The sequence below is a fragment of the Rhizobium sp. 01N424 genome (assembly GCF_056399485.1).
Map to the genome: position 1 here is coordinate 740,746 of NZ_JBFTRK010000002.1, position 18,166 is coordinate 758,911.

An 18,166-nucleotide genomic window follows, 5' to 3' on the forward strand; every position below is an offset into this window, starting at 1 on the left:
CCGGACACTGCCGATGATTTTCGTGCCTCTGCCTTTCGTGGTCGCCCTGCTCCTCTCTATCCTCCTCATCCGGATGCTGAGGATGGAGGAATGGAGCGCGCCCGGACGGCGGCTGTTTCTGGCGCTGATCGCCGCCTATGCGGTGCAATCCGTCTTCATCGGCCTGCGCTGGGGCTACGACATGCTGGCGATCATGCCGCTGCAGGCCGTGCTCGCCGCCATCGTCGCACCGCTCTCCTTTGCAAGCTTCGCGGACCTGACGCTCGGCACGCCACGGCCGCTGAGCCGGCAATGGCCGCATCTTCTGCCGGCAGTCGGCGTTGCTCTGGCATTCGCCTTCTGGCGGGATGTCGTCGGCTTGAGCCTGATCCTGCTCTTCATCGGCTATGGTGTCGCGCTGCTCTGGATTTCGCGAAGCGGCGCCGATGCGCTTGTCGCCTCCCGCCTCGACGGGGCGTTCCTTTCCTATCGCTCGCTGGTCATTACGGCTGTCGCGCTGATCGGCTCCGGCCTGAGCGACGTCGTCATCAGCCTCGATCTCTACCGCACCGGCGGCGCCAACGCCGGGGCCATCGTTGCGCTCGGAAACGTCATCGTCCTCCTGATCCTCGGCGCCGCGGCCTCGATCGCCGGCGGCACGCAGCCGGAACAGGGGATCGACAGCGCGCCTCCATCGCCCGCTCTTCCAACGGAAGAGGACGGCGCCGTCGCCAGTCGTCTCGACAGCCTCATGGAGACCAAGCAGGTCTATCGCGATCCCGAGCTCAATCTGAACCGCATCGCCCGCAAGCTCGGCCTCCCCGCCCGCCGCGTCTCGGTGGCGGTCAACCGCATCCACGGCATGAGCGTCTCGCAATATGTCAACGAATTCCGCATCCGCTTCGCCTGCGATCAACTGGCGCATAACGATATGCCGGTCACCAGCGTGATGTTCGAGGCGGGCTTCATCAGCAAGTCGAACTTCAATCGCGAGTTCCTGCGCGTCACCAGCACCAGCCCCACGGAATACCGGCGCCGTGAGCGCGCGCCGCAACCCGCCAGGGAGACCGCACTACAGGCTTTCGTGTCACGGTGACAAGAACCGGCGTTCACAAGCGCAAAGCCGTCTTCTATTCATGGCGCAGCACATCAGCCGAAAGAGCATCCCATGGCATCCATTGAAATGATCGTCGCCGCCCGCGCCCGTCTGCGCGGACATATCAGGCGCACGCCTCTGCTCTCGTCACCCTTTCTCGACGAGATGGCCGGTCGCCGTGTCTTCGTGAAGGCCGAATGTCTGCAGCACACGGGCTCCTTCAAGTTCCGTGGCGGCTGGTCGGCGGTATCGGGACTGGAACCCGATATCCGCAAGCGCGGCGTCATCGCCTTCTCGTCCGGCAACCACGCGCAGGGCGTGGCGCTGGCCGCCAAGCTCCACGGCGTCCCCTCGGTCATCATCATGCCCGCGGACGCGCCGAAGCTGAAGATCGACAACACCCGCGCCTTCGGCGCCGAGGTGGTGCTCTACGATCGCGCCAAGGAAGACCGTGACGCCATCGGCGCCCGGCTCTCTGCCGATCGGCGCCTGACATTGATCAAGCCTTTCGACGAACCGCTCGTGATCGCCGGCCAGGGGACGACGGGTCTTGAGATCGCCGAACAAGCGGAAGAAGAAGGCATCAAGGAAGCCGAAGTTCTGGTGCCCTGCGGCGGCGGCGGACTGAGCTCCGGCATCGCGCTGGCGCTGGAAGCAAGCGCCCCGAGCTTTACCGTCCGCACCTGCGAGCCCGAAAACTTCGACGACTTCGCGCGCTCGCTGGCATCAGGTGAGATCAAGCGCAATGCGGCGCTGGCCGGCTCGATCTGCGATGCGATCATCACGCCTGAACCCGGCAAGATCACCTTCCCGATTTTGCAGCGGCTTGCCGGCGCAGGTATCGCGGTGACGGACGACGAGGCGCTGCGCGCCATGGCGCTCGCCTTCAAGCGGCTGAAGATCATCGTCGAGCCCGGCGGCGCGGTGGCACTTGCCGCGGCACTGTTCCACGGCAAGGCGCTGGAGAGCGATACCGTCATCACCGTCACTTCGGGCGGCAATGTCGATACCGACGTTTTCGCAATGGCGCTGGAGCGCTTCGGCTGACGCCGGGGCCTCAGACCTTATAGCGGGTGGCTGGTTTCGAGCAGAAACCTGCGGCTGGAAGCGGCAAGACTGTTGATGTGACAGGCACGCCACCCGATCGGTGCGTTCGCCCGCGAGACCGGCTTTTGCCGATGGCGAGCGGATACGCCGTGCCTTCCTGCGCGCATTCAGCCAGCCACCGCAGAACATCCGCCGGACGCACAGAGCGAACAGGTCCTCTAGACCTGCATTCATTACCGCACGCGCAAGCTGTCTATTTCGCGGCGTCGTTGATCGGGCGTTGTCTCTCCATCCTCACGCAAGCTTAGCACGACACATATCCTGACAAGACGGCGGCAGGTAGGGCTGTAATCGTTGGTTGTGGGGTAAGTCATTTTTCGGCCGACAACGGCTTCGGTTGTTTTAGGCCTGACGATTTGCGGCAGCAATGCCGCATGTCGTGTTGGGCAGGCGGCCGCTTTACGCGCGCCGCATCAATAATGCTTGTCCCGGCCATCGGCTCGCTTCCAGCGATGCCTGTCGAACCATTTGTTTCTGCGTCTTGTTCCGTTGCGTTTGTTGCAAACCGCCCGAAGGCGGTGCGTGCGAACCTTTGGACATCAGACGTGAGACGGTTACCGGCAACGCCAGTGCAAGGGCAACTAGATGACCTCGATCGCTTCCTTTACGACCGCCCAGATCAGAGCTCTCTCGACGAAGACGATCAAGGAGCTTTCGGCCGAGGATATCGGCTCGCTCTCTCCTGATCAGGTGAGGGTTCTCAGCAAGACGCAGATTTCTGCGCTCGAAGCGGAAGATATCAGACAGCTCGACTCAGCTCAGCTTGGTGCCATATCGACCGGTGCGATTGCCGGTCTGGGACCGGAGCTACTCGCAGCGATCGACGCCGCGAAACTTGCCGCGCTTGGCGGGGCTCAGATCGCCGCCTTGAGCACGACCCAGCTTGCTGTCCTCAACCCCGAGCAGATCGAGGATCTGACGCCCGATCAGATCAAGGGCCTGAGCGCATCCCAGATTGCTTCGCTCGGGGCGGAGGATATCGCCAGGTTTTCGGCAGAAGACGTCGGGGCGATCAGCCCCAAGGCCATCGGCGGCTTGCAGACCGAAGCAGTTTCCGCTCTCAGTGGCGAGCAGATCGCCGCGTTGAGCACCGATCAGATCAAGGCGCTGACGGCAAAGCAGATCGCCGGCTTGACGCCAGGCCAGATCGCGTCGTTCTCCGATAGCCAGATCGGCGCACTGTCGGCAGCCCAAGTCGGCACGCTGTCCAACACACAAATCGTCGGACTGACTGCCACACAGATCGCAAGCCTCAGCAACACGGCCATCACAGGTCTGAAGGCAACACAGATCGCCGCGATGAGCGATATCCAGCTTGAAGGCCTCAGTGTGGCCCAGGCAGCCGCACTGACCGCAACCCAGGTTGGCGCGCTGGGCGCCGATGACATCGCCAAATTCTCGCCCGACGAAATCGGAGCAATCAGCGCCAAGGCGTTTGCCGCGCTGAAGCCCGAAGCGATCGCGGCTCTCAGCGGCGAGCAGATTTCCAAATTGAGCGCCGATCAGATCAGAATGCTGACGGTAAAGCAGGTTGCCAGCATAACGCCGGACCATCTCGGTGCATTCTCCGACCTGCAGATCAAGGCACTGTCGGCCACCCAGACCGGCGCACTGACCAATGACCAGATCGGCGGCCTGACGGCAGCGCAGATCGGCCAGCTTAGCACTGGGGGCATCAGCGGTCTGAAGGCGGCGCAGATTGCCGTGATGCGGGCGGATCAGGTGGCCGGTTTGACGGCTGCGCAAGCAGGACTTCTCACAGCTTCCCAGGTTGCCGGCTTTAGCGCCACCAATGTCACCGGGCTGAGCGGAGACGCCATCGCAGCCATCAAATGGCCCAGTGGCCTTAGCAATGCGGCAATTGCGGCACTTGGTAACGATCAGATTGCCAAACTGAGCGCCAATCAGATCAAGTCGCTGACGGCGAAGCAGATCGCCAGCTTCACGCCGGATCAGATCGCCACTTTCTCAGGCGTGCAGATCAATGCATTGTCCGCAGCACAGGTTGGTGCGCTGACCAACGCGCAGATTGCCGGCCTTTCCGGCACACAGATCGGCCAGCTCAACACTGCGGCCACCCCGGGTCTGAAGCCGACACAGATCGCGGCCATGAGCGCGGATCAAGTGGCCGGCATGACTGCAGCGCAGATGGCGGCGATGAGCACCCTGCAGGTTGCCGGCTTCGGCGTCGAAAACATTTCGAAGATGAGCGCGGAGGCCTTTGCGGCGATCAATCCAAAGGCCATCGGCGGCTTGAAGAACGAGATCATCGCAGCACTGGGAAATGACCAGGTCGCCTCATTGAGCACGCTGCAGATCAGAGCGCTGACGGCAAAGCAGTTCGCCAGCCTGACACCTGCTCAGTTCGGCACCTTTTCCGACGTACAGATCAAGGCTCTGTCGATAACCCAGGCTGGTGCGCTGACCAACGATCAGATCAGCGGCCTTTCCGGTGCCCAGATCGGCCAGCTCAGCAACACGGCGCTGAGCGTTCTCAAGGCGAGCCAGATCGCTGCGATGACGGCCGAGCAGCTTGAGGGTCTAAGCGTTGCACAGGTTGCTGCCCTGACGGCAACGCAGGTCGGCGCATTGACGCCGGAGGATATCGCCACATTCTCGGACGACGAGATCGCGGCCATCAGCCCCAAGGCCATTGGCGCATTGCCGGCCAATACCATCGCTGCACTCACCGACACGCAGATCAGCATGCTGAGTGCGGATCAGATGAAAGCATTGACCGCCAAACAGATTGCAAGCTTCAGCCCTGCCCAGCTCGGAACGTTTTCCGAAACACAGATGAAAGCTTTGTCGGCAACGCAGACCGGTGCGCTGACCAACGCCCAGATCGGCGGATTTTCCGATATCCAGATCGGCCAGCTTAGCAATGCGGCCATATCCGGCCTCAAGGCAACGCAGATCGGCGCGATGACGGCTGACCAGCTTGCCGGTCTCACGGCAGCCCAGGCCGGGGCGCTGACGGCAGCGCAGACTGCCGGTCTTACGGCAACCAACGTCACCAAGCTGAGCGACGAAGCCATTGCCGCCCTCAACACCAAGGCAATCGGCGGCCTGAAGAGCGAGGCGATTGCAGCGCTCAGCAACGACCAGATCACGATGTTGAGCGCTACGCAGATCAAGGCGTTTACGGCATCTCAAATAGCCAGCTTCACCCCTGATCAGCTCAGAGGTTTCAGCGACGAGCAGATCAACGCGCTGTCTGGAGCTCAAGCCGCATCGCTTGGTACGGCCCAGATTGCTGCACTGACGCCTGCTCAGATCGGTGAACTCAGCAACGCGGCCATTGCCGGTTTGAAGGCGGCGCAGATCGCGGCGATGAGCGCCGACCAACTGTCCGGACTGACAGCAGCGCAGGCCGCTGTTCTTGCCGCTGCGCAGGTTGCCGGGGTGAACCCGGGCAATTCCACGAAACTGCCCGTCGATGTTGTCGCCGCCATCCCCCCTAAGGCGATTACGGGCATGAAGAACGAAACGATCGCTGCTCTGACCGACACCCAGATCGGCGAACTCAGCGCCGACCAGATCAAGGCATTCACCGTAGCGCAGATGGGTGGCTTCACTGCCGCTCAGCTCGGCAAGTTCACCGACGAGCAGGTTGGCGCGCTCTCAGCGGCTCAGGTCGGCGCGCTGACCAAGGAGCAGATCGCAGGTCTGTCCGCGGCGCAGATCGGCCAGCTCAGCAGCGCGGCCGTTGCAGGCCTTAAACCCACGCAGATTGCCGATATGACGGAAGCGCAGCGCGAAGGCCTGAGTGTCGCCCAAGCCGGCGCGCTGACGGCAGCTCAGATTGGTGCGCTCACCGCGGCCGACATAGCCAAGTTCTCCGACGAAGAGATTGCCGCGATCAATCCCAAGTCCATTTCCGGTCTGACCAACGCAGTGATCGCCGCTCTCACCCCAAGCCAGATCGGCAAGTTGAGTGCTGAACAGATCGCAGGCTTGCTGCCCAGCCAAGTTGCCAGCTTGACGGCAACGCAGCTCGGTAAGTTCACTGAAGAACAGATCGGCGCGATAACGGCGGCGCAGGCCGGTTCGCTGACCAATGACCAGATATCAGGTCTGTCCGGTGCGCAGATAGGACAGCTGAGCACTGCGGTTTTTGCCGGTTTGAAGGCCTCTCAGATTGCCGCAATGACGGCTGACCAGATTGCCGGGCTTACGGCCGCGCAGGCCGGTGCCTTGACCGCGGCACAAACGGCTGGCCTGACGGCAGCAAATATCGTCAAGCTTGGCGACGAGGCATTTGCCGCGATCAATCCCAAAGCCATCGCCGGCCTGACCAACGAGGCGATTGCCGCCTTGAGCGACAGCCAGATCGGAAAACTGAGCGCGGAACAGATCGCGTCGGTCACTGCACAGCAAACCCCGGGCTTCACCGCAGCACAGCTCGGCAAACTTACCGAGCAGCAGATAGGCGCACTATCCGCGGTTCAGGTCGGCGCACTGACCGGCACACAGATCAGCAGCCTTACTGCCGCTCAGATCGGTCAAATCAGCAATACCGCCTTTGCCGGCCTGACCGCTACGCAGATCGCGGCGATGACGCCAGATCAGGTAGCCACGATCACTGCGGACAAGAGCGCTTTGCTGACTGCGGCACAGGTCGCCGGCTTCAGCGCGCTCGCTGTCAGCAAGCTGAGCGACGATGCCTTCGCGGCCATCGGCGCCACCGCGATTGGCGGCCTCAAGCCGGAGGCCATCAGCGTCCTCAGCGACAGCCAGATCGCCAAGCTCGGCGCTGACAAGCTCAAGGCTTTGACCGCATCGCAGATGCCCGGTTTCACGCCGGCCCAGCTCAGCAAGTTCACGGACGAGCAGATGGGCGCGCTGTCGGCGGTGCAAACCGGGGCGTTGACCAACGATCAGATTGCGGCTCTCTCCGCTACCCAGATCGGCCAGCTGAACAACGCTGCGGTTGCCGGCCTGACGCCGGCGCAGATCGCCGCCATGTCGGATACGCAGCTTGAAGCGCTCAGCGTTGCCCAGGTCGGCGCAATGACGGCCGCTCAGGTGGCCGCCCTGAGCCCGCAAGACATTGCGAAATTCACTGCCGACGAAGTGGCGGCTATCAGCCCAGCGGCGATAGCCGGCCTGAAGAATGACGCGATCGCGGCCCTGAGTACCGAACAGATCGGCAAGCTCAGCAAGGAGCAGATCGCCGGCCTCCTTCCGGCGCAGATCCCGGGCCTCACGCCTGCACAGCTTGGCGGGCTCACCGACGACCAGGTCGGCGCCCTGTCGGCAACACAGGCTGGCGCACTGACCAACGGCCAGATCGCGGCGCTTTCTCCCGCGCAGATTGGCAAGATCAGCGCGACCGCCACCGTCGGCCTTAAGGCAAGCCAGATTACGGCCATGACGCCCGATCAGGTGGCAGGGTTGACCCCGGCTCAGATTGGCGTCCTCACCGCCCTGCAGGTGGCCGGATTGACTGTCGCAAACGCCTCCAAGCTGACGACCGACGCAATCGGCGCCATCAATGCCAGGGCGATGATCGGCCTGCGGAGCGACGTCATCGCTGCCCTCAGCGATAGCCAGCTCGGCAAGCTCGGCCCCGATCAGCTGAAGGGGCTGACGCCGCAGCAGATTCCGAGCTTCAGCCCGGCTCAGCTTGCCAAGTTCACAGACGCTCAGCTCGGCGCTCTGACTGCCGCCCAGCTAGGCGGGATGAGTGCCGTGCAGATCGGCAGTCTGACCGCCGCACAGATCGGCAAATTCAGCGACACGGCTGTCGTCGGTTTCACGCCAGCCCAGATCGCCGCGATGACGGCTGACCAGATTGAAGACTTCACACCGGCGCAGACGGCAAAGCTGAGTGCCGCACAGCTCGCCGCAATGGCGCCCGAGGATGTGGCGAAGTTCTCCGTCGAAGACATCGCCGCCATCGACACCGGGGCGATTTCCGGACTTTCCGTCGAGGACCTCAGGGGTCTCGACAAGAACCACGCCAACGCCTTCACAAGCCCTCAGGTCCTGGCCATGAACGACCAACAGGTTGCAGCCGTTGTGGCGGCCTATAGCGACTTCTAGAGCGGTCTCCGGTTCCTGGCCGCTCCCCATCAAGGATCGGGAGCGGCTATCAATTCAGCTGTGGCAGAAGCCTAACCGCCAGCAAGCCCCTTCACCGGTATCGCGTTGACCAACGCCTCGCGGACGGATTGCAGGACGAGGGAGGCAAGGCGCGCGGTTGCTGCATCCGCATCCGCTTCCGCGCGGTGCAGCACGAGCCCGAGCGATGGCAGCGACGGCAGTCCGGCGGCGCCGGGCGCAAGCGCTCCGACTTTTGACGGCAGACCGATCGGCGTGCGGATGGTGATCCCGAGGCCTGCCGCGGTCGCTGCCCACAGCCCGCCGAGGCTGGGACTGACGAAGGAAAGGCGCCAGGGGATGTTGGCGCGGTCGAGAGCATTGGTGGCCGCGGTCCGCAGCAGGCACGGAGCTTCAAGCGAGGCCAGCGGCAGCGGCTCCCCGCTTTCGGCGCTCCACGGTGATGGCCCCGAGGCCGGGCCGATCCACTGCATGGGAACTTCGCCGATCGTCTCGCAAGGCGCCGTCACCGTGCCGTTGCTCCAGGCGAGCGCCAGATCGAGCTTGCCAGTTGTCACCCGCTCGATCAGTTCGATATTGCGGACGACACGCGCTTCGATCCGGACCCTTGGGTGCGCCCGGGCAAAACGCCCGAGCACATCGGGCAGCACGGTCTCGCCGAAATCCTCCTGCAGCCCGAGCCGCACCCAGCCCTCCAGCTCGACGCTCTGGATTGCCGCGACCGCCTCATCGTTCAGTTCAAGCAGACGGCGGGCATAGGCAAGCATCGTCTCGCCCGCCTCTGTCAGCGCCAGACCACGCCCGGCCTTGCGGAAGATCGGTGTTCCCGCCTGCTCTTCGAGCTTCTTCAATTGCGCGCTGACGGCGGATGTCGAACGTCCCAGACGTTCGGAAGCCTTCGCGAAATTGCCGAGCTCCATGCCGGTCGCGAAGGTTCGAAGAACATCCAGATCGAAATTCGTCTTGCGCATCATCAATCCTATTTTTCAGGATCATATGTTCAGTATATTCTGATTTTATGGATCAATCTGTCGTGCGATGCTCCTCCTGTCAAGATTTCAAACAGGAGGCTCCCATGCCCTTCGTTCGCATCTCCCTTCTCAAAGGCAAATCGCCGGAATACCTGCGCGCCCTTTCGGACGGCATCCATCGCGCGCTCGTCGAGGCGTTCGACGTGCCACCTGCCGACCGTTTCCACGAAATCCAGCAGCATGAGCCGGGCGAACTGATCTTCGACCGCAACTATCTCGCCGGTCCACGCTCCGACGACTTCGTGCTCTTCGCAATCCGCGCCGGCCGGCCGCGGACGACGGAGATGCGCAAGGCCTTCTTCAAGCGCGCCGCCGAATTGCTGAGCGAGGCGCCGGGGCTTCGGAAGGAAGACATCATGATCACCATCGTCAGCTCTCAGCCCGACGAATGGTCCTTCGGCGACGGCTTGGCGCAGATGGCGGATGAAGGCTGGCGCGCCCGCGCCATGGGAGAGCCGTCATGAGCGGCAATCCTCTCACGATGACCATCCGCCGACCGGGAAACGTCACGCGCTCGCCCGATGGCGTGGCATCGGCACCCTTCTGGGTCGAGATGCTGCTCGAAGGCGAATCTCGCGGCGAGAACACGGCCATGCGGGCAACACTCGATCCCGGCACCGTCACCAACTGGCACACGCATCCGCGCGGTCAGCTGCTCTATGTCCTCTCCGGCATCGGCCGCGCCCAGCGCGACGGCGGCCCGGTGGAGGAACTCAGAACCGGCGACGCCGTCTGGTTCGCCCCACATGAGAAGCATTGGCATGGCGCGGCCGTCGGCAGCCCTTTCAGCTACATCAGCATCCAGGCGACCGACGGTGAACGCATCGTCGACTGGCTGGAGCCCGTGGAGGTATCCCGATGATCGCCATGCAATACAGCTTCACGCTACCCGCCGATTACGACATGGGCATCATCGACCGCCGCATCCGCGACCGTGGGCCGGGAACGGATGGCTTGCCGCATCTGGGTTTCAAAGCCTATCTCAGCGCCAGAAAGGGCGAGTTCGGCAGTGCGGAAAATCTCTATGCGCCCTTCTATCTCTGGAACGGACCCGAAGGCGCCAGCAATTTCATCACTGGGCCGGGCTTTGAGGCACTGACCCAGTCCTTCGGCCGCCCGAGTATCCGGCAGTGGATGGTCTGGCACGCAGCCACTGCGCCCGATCTCGGCAAGGCGCAGTTTGCTTCAAGCGAGGTGTTGCCTATCGAGCCGCACGCGGATCTTGCCGGATTGAAAGTGCAGGAAACGGAGCGTGCGTCGCGAGCAGGCAGCAGGCGCGATGTGCTGGCCGCAATCTCGGCCTTCGAAGCGACGACGTGGTCGCTCGTCCGCTTCACGCTTTATCGCGGCGCGCCGCTGATATCAGGTGATGGCCAGATCTACCGGGTCGGTCATATGTCCCTGCCCGCCTAAGCCGATCTGCCCAAAAGAAAAAACCCGCCGTGTTCGCGGCGGGTTTTGTATTCCTGGCAATCTTTGAGGATCAGATGCCGCTGCGGCCGTCTGAGCCGATATAGGCGATGCGGATCATGTTGGTCGCACCAGGCGTGCCGAGCGGAACGCCGGCCGAGATGATGATGCGGTCACCCGGCTTGCCGAAGCCTTCGTCGGCAACGATACGGCAGGCGCGGTTGACCATGTCGTCGAGGTCGGTCGCATCGTGGGTAACGACGCAGTGCAGGCCCCAGACGATCGCCAGACGGCGGGCCGTCTTGATGATCGGCGACAGCGCCAGGATCGGCACCTGCGGGCGCTCGCGCGAGGCGCGCAGACCCGTCGTGCCCGACGAGGTGTAACAGACGATCGCCGAGAGCTTCAGCGTTTCGGCAATCTGGCGGCCGGCGAGCGAGATCGCGTCGGCACCGGTTGCCTCGGGCTGAGCGCGCTGCGCGTAGATGATACCGGGGTAATGCGGCTCGCGCTCGATGGCGGTGGCGATCGAAGCCATGGTGGCTACGGCTTCGACCGGATAGTCACCCGATGCCGATTCAGCGGAGAGCATGACGGCGTCGGCGCCTTCGAATACGGCAGTCGCGACGTCGGAGACTTCAGCGCGGGTCGGGACCGGCGCGGTGATCATCGATTCCAGCATCTGGGTCGCGACGACGACGGGCTTGCCCGAACGGCGGCAGGCGCGGATCAGCTGCTTCTGGATACCGGGAACGGCTTCAAGTGGCATTTCGACGCCGAGGTCGCCACGGGCAACCATCAGCGCATCGGACAACTCGATGATTTCTTCGATGCGCTCGATCGCCTGCGGCTTCTCGATCTTCGACATGATGCCGACACGGCCCTTGGCAATCTTGCGTACTTCGGCGAGATCTTCCGGGCGCTGCACGAAGGAGAGCGCAACCCAGTCGACGTCATCGGTGGCGAGAACAGCATCCAGATCGACGCGGTCCTTGTCCGTCAGGACGCCGACGGTGAGCAACGTATCGGGAAGGCTGACGCCCTTGCGGTCGGAAATCTTGGTGCCCGAGACAACCGTGGTGACGATGCTCTTGCCGTCGCACTTTTCAGCGCGCAGCGCCAGCTTGCCGTCGTCGATCAGCAGGCGGTGGCCCGGCTGTACCGATTCCAGGATTTCCGGGTGCGGCAGGAACACGCGGGTGGCATCACCGGGCGCTTCGTTGTTGTCGAGCGTGAAGGTCTGGCCGGGCTTCAGATCGACCTTGGTATCGGCGAACTTGCCAACGCGAAGCTTCGGGCCCTGCAGGTCGGCGAGAATGCCGATCGGGCGGCCGGAGCGGGCTTCGACCGAGCGGATGCGCTGGATCAGCGAGCGCATCACGTCATGGCTCGCATGGCTCATGTTGATACGGAAGACATCGGCACCAGCCTGGTGCAGCTTTTCGATCATCGCTTCGTCGCTGGAGGCGGGGCCGAGCGTGGCGAGGATTTTTACTTTGCGGTTACGCTTCATCAATTCGGGCTTTCTTGCGTTCCGGGCGTATCGGAAAGTTGGACCATCCAGCTACCCTGGCGGCCCGTATCATATTCCTTGAACCCCATCTTCTGGTAGCCACGGGCATAGCAATCATTGACGCCCGTGATCTTGAACTCGTTCTCCGCTACGCACATCTGCACATCGCCCGTCCAACGGCCTCCCCGGGCGGCATCTTCGGCGTAGAGGTAGTAATATCGCGACTGCAGCTCTCCTTCGATCAGCGTCGCGCAGGTCGTTGCCGGGACCTGCCACCAGCCTTCGGTGATCCAGCCATCCTTGGCACGATAGCCGATGGCGACGCCGACCAGATTTTGGGTGCCATTGCAGACGCGGAAATCCGCGCGTGCCGCGTTTGCGGCGAAGAATGGCATCATGGCTGCGAATGCGAACAAAGCGAGGCGGGCAAGCGGCCCGGACCGGGTGAGGAAACTTGGTGCGGCTTGCATCAACACGGCTTCCGATTTGCTCCCACGGTTATTCGTTTTCCCGTGCCTTCTTGCGCCGCCATCCCGCGAATGTCAACGCGATGCTAATCGATTATATTCCTTTCATAACCTGCTTGTGACCGGCGAGTCACGGCTGTTGCCGTCTCATCCCGCTTGAACCTCCGGCACGTGCATGCGATCAGTGGCGCCTTGCCCGAAATGACGAATGGCCCTTCGCTGATGGAAGACTTCAAACCCTTCGAAATCCTACCCGGCAATCATGACAGCGGCATGGTGATCCTTGGCGATCACGCCATGAACCGACTGCCGGAAAGCTACGGCATGCTTGGCCTGCCGGAGACGGCCTTTGCCCGGCATATTGCTTACGACATCGGCATCGAGGGCCTGGTGCGCAGCCTCTCCGCCAGGCTCGGCGTTCCCGCCGTCCTCGGCGGTTTCTCGCGGCTGCTGATCGATCCGAACCGCGGTGAGGACGACCCGACGCTGATCATGAAGATCTCGGATGGCGCCATCATTCCGGGCAACCACCCGATCTCCTCCGCCGAATGGCAGAACCGTATCGAGCGCTTCCACCGACCCTATCACGATGCCTTGGCAGCAGAGATCGCCAAGGTGGCAAACGCCACCGGCAAGGCGCCGCTGGTCCTGTCGCTGCATTCCTATACGCCAGCCTGGAAGGGCGTTCCCCGCCCGTGGCACGCAGCCGTCCTCTGGGACAGCGACCATCGCGCCGTCGGCCCGCTGCTTGACATGCTGCGCGCCGATCCCGATCTCATTGTCGGCGACAACGAACCCTATGACGGCGCGTTGAAGGGCGACACCATGTACCGGCACTGCATGGTATCGGGCATTCCGCACGCCCTGCTCGAAGTCCGTCAGGACCTGATCGGCGACGAGGCCGGCATCGCCGATTGGGCGGCGCGGCTGGCACCGGTCTTCGAGGCGATGAATGCCGATCCGGCGCTGCACGAATACCAGGTGCACCCGTCGCGCACCGGCCCCTATGCATGAAGGAAGCGATATGACCGACCTGACGAAAGAACAGCAGACAGAGTTCGAGGCCGCCGCCTTCCGCAGGCTGGTGGCGCATCTACGCGATCGCACCGAGGTCCAGAACATCGACCTGATGAACCTTGCAGGCTTCTGCCGCAACTGCCTGTCGAACTGGTACCGGGAAGCGGCCGAGGAAAACGGCGTAGCCGTCACCAAGGATCAATCACGCGAGATCGTCTACGGCATGCCGTACGAGCAGTGGAAAACCCTTCACCAGAACGAGGCTTCGGAAGCACAGAAAGCCGCTTTCGACACGAACAACCCGCACAAATAAGCCGATGATGGCCGAAGGGGCTTGACCGCGGCGCCGCTTCACGGCAGTCAACGCCCACGAATTTCAATCCGCAAAAATCAGGAGAACACGGATGTCTGATGCTCACGGCGTCGCCCGCGATCAGCTTCGCGCTTTTGTCGAGCGTATCGAACGCCTGGAAGAAGAGAAGAAGACCATCGCCGACGACATCAAGGACGTCTACGGCGAAGCCAAGGGCATGGGCTTCGACACCAAGATCCTCAAGAAGGTCGTTGCGCTGCGCAAGAAGGACGAGCAGGAGCGCATGGAAGAAGATGCGATCCTCGACACCTACCTGCATGCGCTCGGCATGATCGAGTCGCCGCCGGAAGGTTGAGCCGCGACGGCATAGTTCAAAAGCCGCCAGGCCCCGCGCCTCGGCGGCTTTTTCTATGGCCTGGCGGGTCCACAAACAAAAAAGCCGCCGGATCGCTCCAGCGGCCTTTGTCAAACGATTGGACGTCTCAGTTCGTGTTGAACTTCTTCACTTCCATGAAGTTGACGGCCGTGCCGCTGAAACGGCCGGGATCGATGGAAGCGGTCTTGACGTTGAAGCCTTCTGCATAGACGGCGGTCGGCTGTGCGCGGAGCGTCTGGCTAACGAAGCGCGGCGCCTTGACCGGCTTGGTGACCATTTCGAGACGCGCATTGGTGAGCGCCCACTGCGAGATCATCTTTTGCGTCAGCTTGGGCTCGGTGCGAACCGAAGCGCGGCCTGCATCGGCGGCGGCAGCAACGGCCTTGGTCGGACGTCCACCCTTGGACGGCGTGACAGGCACGGCATCATCAACGCTGACCTGCTGCTGAGGCAGATCGAAGTTATCGCCGAAGCTTGCCGACTTTGTCGGTGCAAGTGCTGCAAGCTGCACCGGCGTCTTGGCGGCGACAGGCTTCGATCCGGGCATAGCGGCATTGATCGCCTGCTCGACCGTCGCCGGCGCGAGAGCAGCGACCTGCGGACCGGAAGCAGCGCTATCCTTGTCGAGCTGCTGTGCAACGGCAGGAGAAAGCTGTTCGGCTTCCGCTTCGTCGCCCGCAGCATCCGGATCAGCATCAGCAGCTGCAGCCAGAAGGTTTTCGGCAGCAACAGGACGATCAACAGGCGTCGGAACAGGAATGGACGGATCGACGGAAGCCACTTCCGCATCACCCGGCTCGCGGCGCTGACCAAGCAGTTCCGGAACAGGAACATGATAGGTGCTGAGATCGGCAAACTGCTGCGGCTGATCTTCCTGCGCGGTCGCGGCAGCAAGAGCCTGCTGAGCTGCATTGCCCGAATTGGCCGGAAGCATCGCATTGGCGACTTCGCCACCGCCCAGCTGACCGGCGAATGCCGGACGAACCTGCGGAACCGGCGCATTGACAGCGGCAACCTGAACTTCTTCCTGCACCGGCTCGGCCGCGGCAGCCGGAGCCTCAGGCTTGGTCGGCGTTGCCTTGGCAACAGCGACCGGAGCCGAATCGTCCGAGCTGTCCTCTTCTTCGTCCGCACCGCCACCGAACAACGCTGCAAACAGCGTCTTCGGCTTCTTCGTTTCAGAGAGACTGTCACCGCCGACCGCAGCAACCAGCGTGTCGGAATTCACGCGGCGCTTATAGTCAGCCAGAGCCTGCTGGTAGCCGGGAAGCGGCGTGCCGTCGGCAGGGATATGAAGCGTGTTGCCCTTCGGGAAGAGGCGGACGAGCTCATCGCGGCTCATGCGCGGCCAGGCACGAACGCCGCCCACATCCATATGCACGAAGGGCGAACCAGACTTGGGATAGAAGCCGACACCGCCGACCTGCATCTTCATGCCGATCGCACGCAGCGTCGCTAGCTTCACGTCAGGAATGAAGAAGTCCATCGCCTTGCCGAGCATATGCTGGCTCTTCTCGGCGACACCGGAATTGCGCGAACGCGACTTCAGCATCGCATTGGTGCCCGGCGAGCGGAAACCGCAGACGACGTTGATGTAATCTTTCGAGCCACTCTGGCGGTAGACTTCCCAGATCAGGTCGAACAGATGCGGATCCATCTTCGTCGGCTGGTTCTTGCGCCAGTCGCGAAGGAATCGATTCAGCTGCTCAAGACCCTTCGGGTCGAACTTGCCGTTGCGCTTGTAGGTGATGACGGCCTTTTCACCCGTATGGATGAAATAGAGCTTCAGGCTGCGTGTTTCGCCGGCCGCTTCGGAAGGCGTGCCGACGAATACAGGTGAGGATACCGCAAGCGCGAGGAGGGCGGCCATTGCCGTCCGGACCACCTTTCCGCCAACGTTGGCGCACAGCGTACGCCAGCTCAAGCGCGAAGGCTTGGTATGCTCATTCAGATCCGGCAAACTCAATCCCCGTCAGACTGCCAAATGTCCGGCTGTCCCAATGACTGTCAAATGCGGTGACACGATGGCAAAAATGCCACACACGATCAACCTTTTCTTTACATAGTCAACGATCGACTAACAAGTGGTTTATGAACAGTAACCGAACATGCTTGCGGGAATATTAACGGATTGTGGACTAAGCGGCGTCCTTCTGGGGATTATCGGGGTCGATGCCGTAGTCCTTCAGCTTTCGATACAGCGTCGAACGGCCGATCCCCAGTTTCCTCGCCACTTGACTCATCTGGCCCCGGTAGAATTTAAGGGCGAATCGGATCAACTCCTCTTCGACATCAGCAAGTTTCCTTACCTCGCCGGCCGGATTGACGCTCGCGATCGCGTTTTCGGCGCTATCCGCGTGACGATGCGCAGCATCGAGAGCCGAGGGCGGCGGAACGCTGTAGTCGGATGCCGCGAACTCCGCATCGTGATCGCGATGCGTGTTGTCGGCGACCAGCGCCAGGTGATCGATCACATCATATTCCGGCAGCTGCGCCGCAATCTGCGGGAAGTCCGACTCCGTCAGCTCAGAGCCTTCCGCCAGAACGACAGCACGGAAGATGGCGTTTTCCAGCTGCCGGATGTTGCCCGGCCAGTCGTAAGCCGTCAGCAGTGCCAGCGCACCGGAATTGACGGTCATGCGATGGCCGTTCTTCTGCTCCGATGAGAACCGGTCGGTGAAGACGCGTACCAGATGCGGAATGTCTTCCTTGCGCTTGCGCAGCGCCGGAATCGTGATCGGGAAGACGTTGAGGCGGTAATAGAGATCCTCGCGGAAGTGGCCGTTCTTGACCTCCTCGATCAGATCCTTGTTGGTCGCCGAAATCAGCCGGACATTGACCTTATGTGCGGTGCGGGCACCGACAGTCTCGATCTCGCCCTGCTGGACGGCGCGCAACAGCTTGACCTGAACCTCAAGCGGCAGATCGCCGATCTCATCGAGGAAGATCGTGCCGCCATCGGCCTCCATGAACTTGCCGGTATGGCGCTCGGTCGCACCGGTAAAGGCACCCTTCTCATGGCCGAACAGAATGCTCTCGACCAGATTATGCGGGATAGCACCACAGTTGACGGTCACGAACGGCTTGCCGGAACGGTCGCCGGCAGACTGGATCGCCCGGGCAACAAGCTCCTTGCCGACGCCGGACTCACCTTCGAGAACAACCGGGATATTCGACTGAGCGGCGCGCTGCGCCAGATCAATGACACGAAGCATTGCCGGGCTTGCCGAAACGATATCATCGAAACCAACGACGCCGGAGCGTGAACGGCGGCCGGAGCGGGCCTTCACTTCGCGCTGGTCGAGCTTCATCGCATTGGCGATCGAGGTGGCGATCCGCTCGGGCGAGACAGGCTTGACGACGAAATCGAAGGCGCCGGCGCGCATCGCCTGGACAACCGTTTCGATGCCGCCCTGCCCGGTCTGCACGATCACCGGGATCTGTGTGCCGAATTCGTGCACCGCTTCCAGGAATTCGAGACCGGTCATCTCCGGCATCATCAGATCGAGCACGATCACATTGAAGAGGCCAGCATCGCGCTTGACCATCTCCAGGCCAATGCGGCCGTTTTCTGCCTGATGGACGACGTGCCCGTGGCGCTCGATTGCGTTCTTCAACAGACGGCGCTGTACCGGGTCATCCTCGACCACGAGTATCTGCCCTGCCCCTTTGAGCTCATTGTAACCGGTCATTGTCGCCTCACTTCATGCGAAACCTAGGTTGCACTCTGCCTGAAAGGCTTGAACATCCAGTTTTGAGAAATAATTGCATTTTAACGATTGTGACGATGG

The 18,166-nt window shown here is 62.3% G+C and carries 13 protein-coding genes and 3 pseudogenes; 10 read left to right on the forward strand and 6 right to left on the reverse strand.

Annotated features, from left to right (window positions below; translation table 11 throughout):
* Window positions 1–13 precede the first annotated feature (13 nt).
* The 4 genes and pseudogenes from AC1DNK_RS09425 (at window position 14) to AC1DNK_RS09440 (ending at window position 8,230) form a co-directional block, all read left to right on the forward strand.
* Entirely contained in the window at window positions 14–1,075 is a 1,062-nt protein-coding gene (locus AC1DNK_RS09425; RefSeq protein WP_477940635.1) for a helix-turn-helix domain-containing protein, read from the forward strand.
* Window positions 1,076–1,147: 72 nt separating this feature from the next.
* Entirely contained in the window at window positions 1,148–2,122 is a 975-nt protein-coding gene (locus AC1DNK_RS09430) for a threonine ammonia-lyase (RefSeq protein WP_477940637.1), read from the forward strand.
* Between the two features lie 45 nt (window positions 2,123–2,167).
* Window positions 2,168–2,318: pseudogene (locus AC1DNK_RS09435) on the forward strand (helix-turn-helix domain-containing protein); the annotation flags it as partial.
* A 449-nt stretch (window positions 2,319–2,767) separates the two neighbouring features.
* Window positions 2,768–8,230 carry a beta strand repeat-containing protein gene (locus tag AC1DNK_RS09440; protein ID WP_477940639.1) on the forward strand — a complete coding sequence of 1,821 codons (5,463 nt, stop codon included), beginning with the start codon at window positions 2,768–2,770 and terminating at the stop codon, window positions 8,228–8,230.
* Window positions 8,231–8,301: 71 nt separating this feature from the next.
* Here the strand turns inward: AC1DNK_RS09440 and AC1DNK_RS09445 are convergent, their stop codons facing one another.
* Window positions 8,302–9,219, reverse strand: coding sequence for a LysR substrate-binding domain-containing protein (locus tag AC1DNK_RS09445; RefSeq protein ID WP_477940930.1), 918 nt, complete (start codon window positions 9,217–9,219; stop codon window positions 8,302–8,304).
* A 104-nt stretch (window positions 9,220–9,323) separates the two neighbouring features.
* Between AC1DNK_RS09445 and AC1DNK_RS09450 the strand changes: the two genes are divergently transcribed.
* Genes AC1DNK_RS09450 through AC1DNK_RS09460 form a run of 3 tightly spaced genes read left to right on the forward strand, consistent with a single transcriptional unit; the run spans window position 9,324 to window position 10,692 of the window.
* Complete coding sequence (locus AC1DNK_RS09450; protein WP_477940641.1) at window positions 9,324–9,743, forward strand: tautomerase family protein; 420 nt, start codon at window positions 9,324–9,326, stop codon at window positions 9,741–9,743.
* Window positions 9,740–10,141: a cupin domain-containing protein gene (locus tag AC1DNK_RS09455; protein WP_477940642.1), complete on the forward strand. Its 402-nt coding sequence runs from the start codon at window positions 9,740–9,742 to the stop codon at window positions 10,139–10,141. Before AC1DNK_RS09450 ends, AC1DNK_RS09455 begins: the two co-directional genes overlap by 4 nt.
* The gene (locus tag AC1DNK_RS09460; RefSeq protein ID WP_477940644.1) at window positions 10,138–10,692 is read left to right on the forward strand and encodes a DUF4865 family protein; all 555 of its coding nucleotides are present in this window, start codon (window positions 10,138–10,140) and stop codon (window positions 10,690–10,692) included. Before AC1DNK_RS09455 ends, AC1DNK_RS09460 begins: the two co-directional genes overlap by 4 nt.
* 70 nt (window positions 10,693–10,762) lie before the next feature.
* Here AC1DNK_RS09460 and pyk read toward each other — a convergent pair whose 3' ends face one another.
* Both pyk and AC1DNK_RS09470 read right to left on the reverse strand, forming a co-directional pair.
* Complete coding sequence (gene pyk, locus AC1DNK_RS09465) at window positions 10,763–12,202, reverse strand: pyruvate kinase (RefSeq protein ID WP_477940646.1); 1,440 nt, start codon at window positions 12,200–12,202, stop codon at window positions 10,763–10,765.
* On the reverse strand, window positions 12,202–12,672 hold the full coding sequence (locus AC1DNK_RS09470) for a DUF1036 domain-containing protein (RefSeq protein WP_112385515.1): 471 nt from the start codon (window positions 12,670–12,672) through the stop codon (window positions 12,202–12,204). Before AC1DNK_RS09470 ends, pyk begins: the two co-directional genes overlap by 1 nt.
* A gap of 219 nt (window positions 12,673–12,891) precedes the next feature.
* Between AC1DNK_RS09470 and AC1DNK_RS09475 the strand changes: the two genes are divergently transcribed.
* The 3 genes from AC1DNK_RS09475 (at window position 12,892) to AC1DNK_RS09485 (ending at window position 14,354) form a co-directional block, all read left to right on the forward strand.
* The gene (locus AC1DNK_RS09475) at window positions 12,892–13,683 is read left to right on the forward strand and encodes an N-formylglutamate amidohydrolase (RefSeq protein ID WP_477940932.1); all 792 of its coding nucleotides are present in this window, start codon (window positions 12,892–12,894) and stop codon (window positions 13,681–13,683) included.
* Between the two features lie 10 nt (window positions 13,684–13,693).
* Window positions 13,694–13,999: a DUF1244 domain-containing protein gene (locus AC1DNK_RS09480; protein WP_477940648.1), complete on the forward strand. Its 306-nt coding sequence runs from the start codon at window positions 13,694–13,696 to the stop codon at window positions 13,997–13,999.
* 91 nt (window positions 14,000–14,090) lie between these two features.
* A complete protein-coding gene (locus AC1DNK_RS09485) occupies window positions 14,091–14,354 on the forward strand; it encodes a DUF2312 domain-containing protein (RefSeq protein WP_007822869.1) in 264 nt (87 codons plus the stop codon).
* A gap of 127 nt (window positions 14,355–14,481) precedes the next feature.
* On the opposite strand, the gene AC1DNK_RS09490 is transcribed toward AC1DNK_RS09485, so the two are convergent.
* From AC1DNK_RS09490 to AC1DNK_RS09500, 3 genes and pseudogenes are all read right to left on the reverse strand, one after another.
* On the reverse strand, window positions 14,482–16,335 hold the full coding sequence (locus AC1DNK_RS09490; protein WP_112385517.1) for a peptidoglycan L,D-endopeptidase MepK: 1,854 nt from the start codon (window positions 16,333–16,335) through the stop codon (window positions 14,482–14,484).
* Window positions 16,336–16,513: 178 nt separating this feature from the next.
* Window positions 16,514–16,720 (reverse strand): annotated as a pseudogene (locus AC1DNK_RS09495) (helix-turn-helix domain-containing protein); the annotation flags it as partial.
* 83 nt (window positions 16,721–16,803) lie between these two features.
* A pseudogene (locus AC1DNK_RS09500) lies at window positions 16,804–18,067 on the reverse strand (sigma-54-dependent transcriptional regulator); the annotation flags it as partial.
* Window positions 18,068–18,166 lie beyond the last annotated feature (99 nt).

What these genes read in the sequence shown, in the direction of transcription:
- AC1DNK_RS09425 (WP_477940635.1), top strand. Translation starts at nt 14, where the DNA reads ATGATTTTCGTGCCTCTGCCTTTCGTGGTCGCCCTGCTCCTCTCTATC.
- AC1DNK_RS09430 (WP_477940637.1), top strand. Translation starts at nt 1,148, where the DNA reads ATGGCATCCATTGAAATGATCGTCGCCGCCCGCGCCCGTCTGCGCGGA.
- AC1DNK_RS09440 (WP_477940639.1), top strand. Translation starts at nt 2,768, where the DNA reads ATGACCTCGATCGCTTCCTTTACGACCGCCCAGATCAGAGCTCTCTCG.
- AC1DNK_RS09445 (WP_477940930.1), bottom strand. Translation starts at nt 9,219, where the DNA reads ATGCGCAAGACGAATTTCGATCTGGATGTTCTTCGAACCTTCGCGACC.
- AC1DNK_RS09450 (WP_477940641.1), top strand. Translation starts at nt 9,324, where the DNA reads ATGCCCTTCGTTCGCATCTCCCTTCTCAAAGGCAAATCGCCGGAATAC.
- AC1DNK_RS09455 (WP_477940642.1), top strand. Translation starts at nt 9,740, where the DNA reads ATGAGCGGCAATCCTCTCACGATGACCATCCGCCGACCGGGAAACGTC.
- AC1DNK_RS09460 (WP_477940644.1), top strand. Translation starts at nt 10,138, where the DNA reads ATGATCGCCATGCAATACAGCTTCACGCTACCCGCCGATTACGACATG.
- pyk (WP_477940646.1), bottom strand. Translation starts at nt 12,202, where the DNA reads ATGAAGCGTAACCGCAAAGTAAAAATCCTCGCCACGCTCGGCCCCGCC.
- AC1DNK_RS09470 (WP_112385515.1), bottom strand. Translation starts at nt 12,672, where the DNA reads ATGCAAGCCGCACCAAGTTTCCTCACCCGGTCCGGGCCGCTTGCCCGC.
- AC1DNK_RS09475 (WP_477940932.1), top strand. Translation starts at nt 12,892, where the DNA reads ATGGAAGACTTCAAACCCTTCGAAATCCTACCCGGCAATCATGACAGC.
- AC1DNK_RS09480 (WP_477940648.1), top strand. Translation starts at nt 13,694, where the DNA reads ATGACCGACCTGACGAAAGAACAGCAGACAGAGTTCGAGGCCGCCGCC.
- AC1DNK_RS09485 (WP_007822869.1), top strand. Translation starts at nt 14,091, where the DNA reads ATGTCTGATGCTCACGGCGTCGCCCGCGATCAGCTTCGCGCTTTTGTC.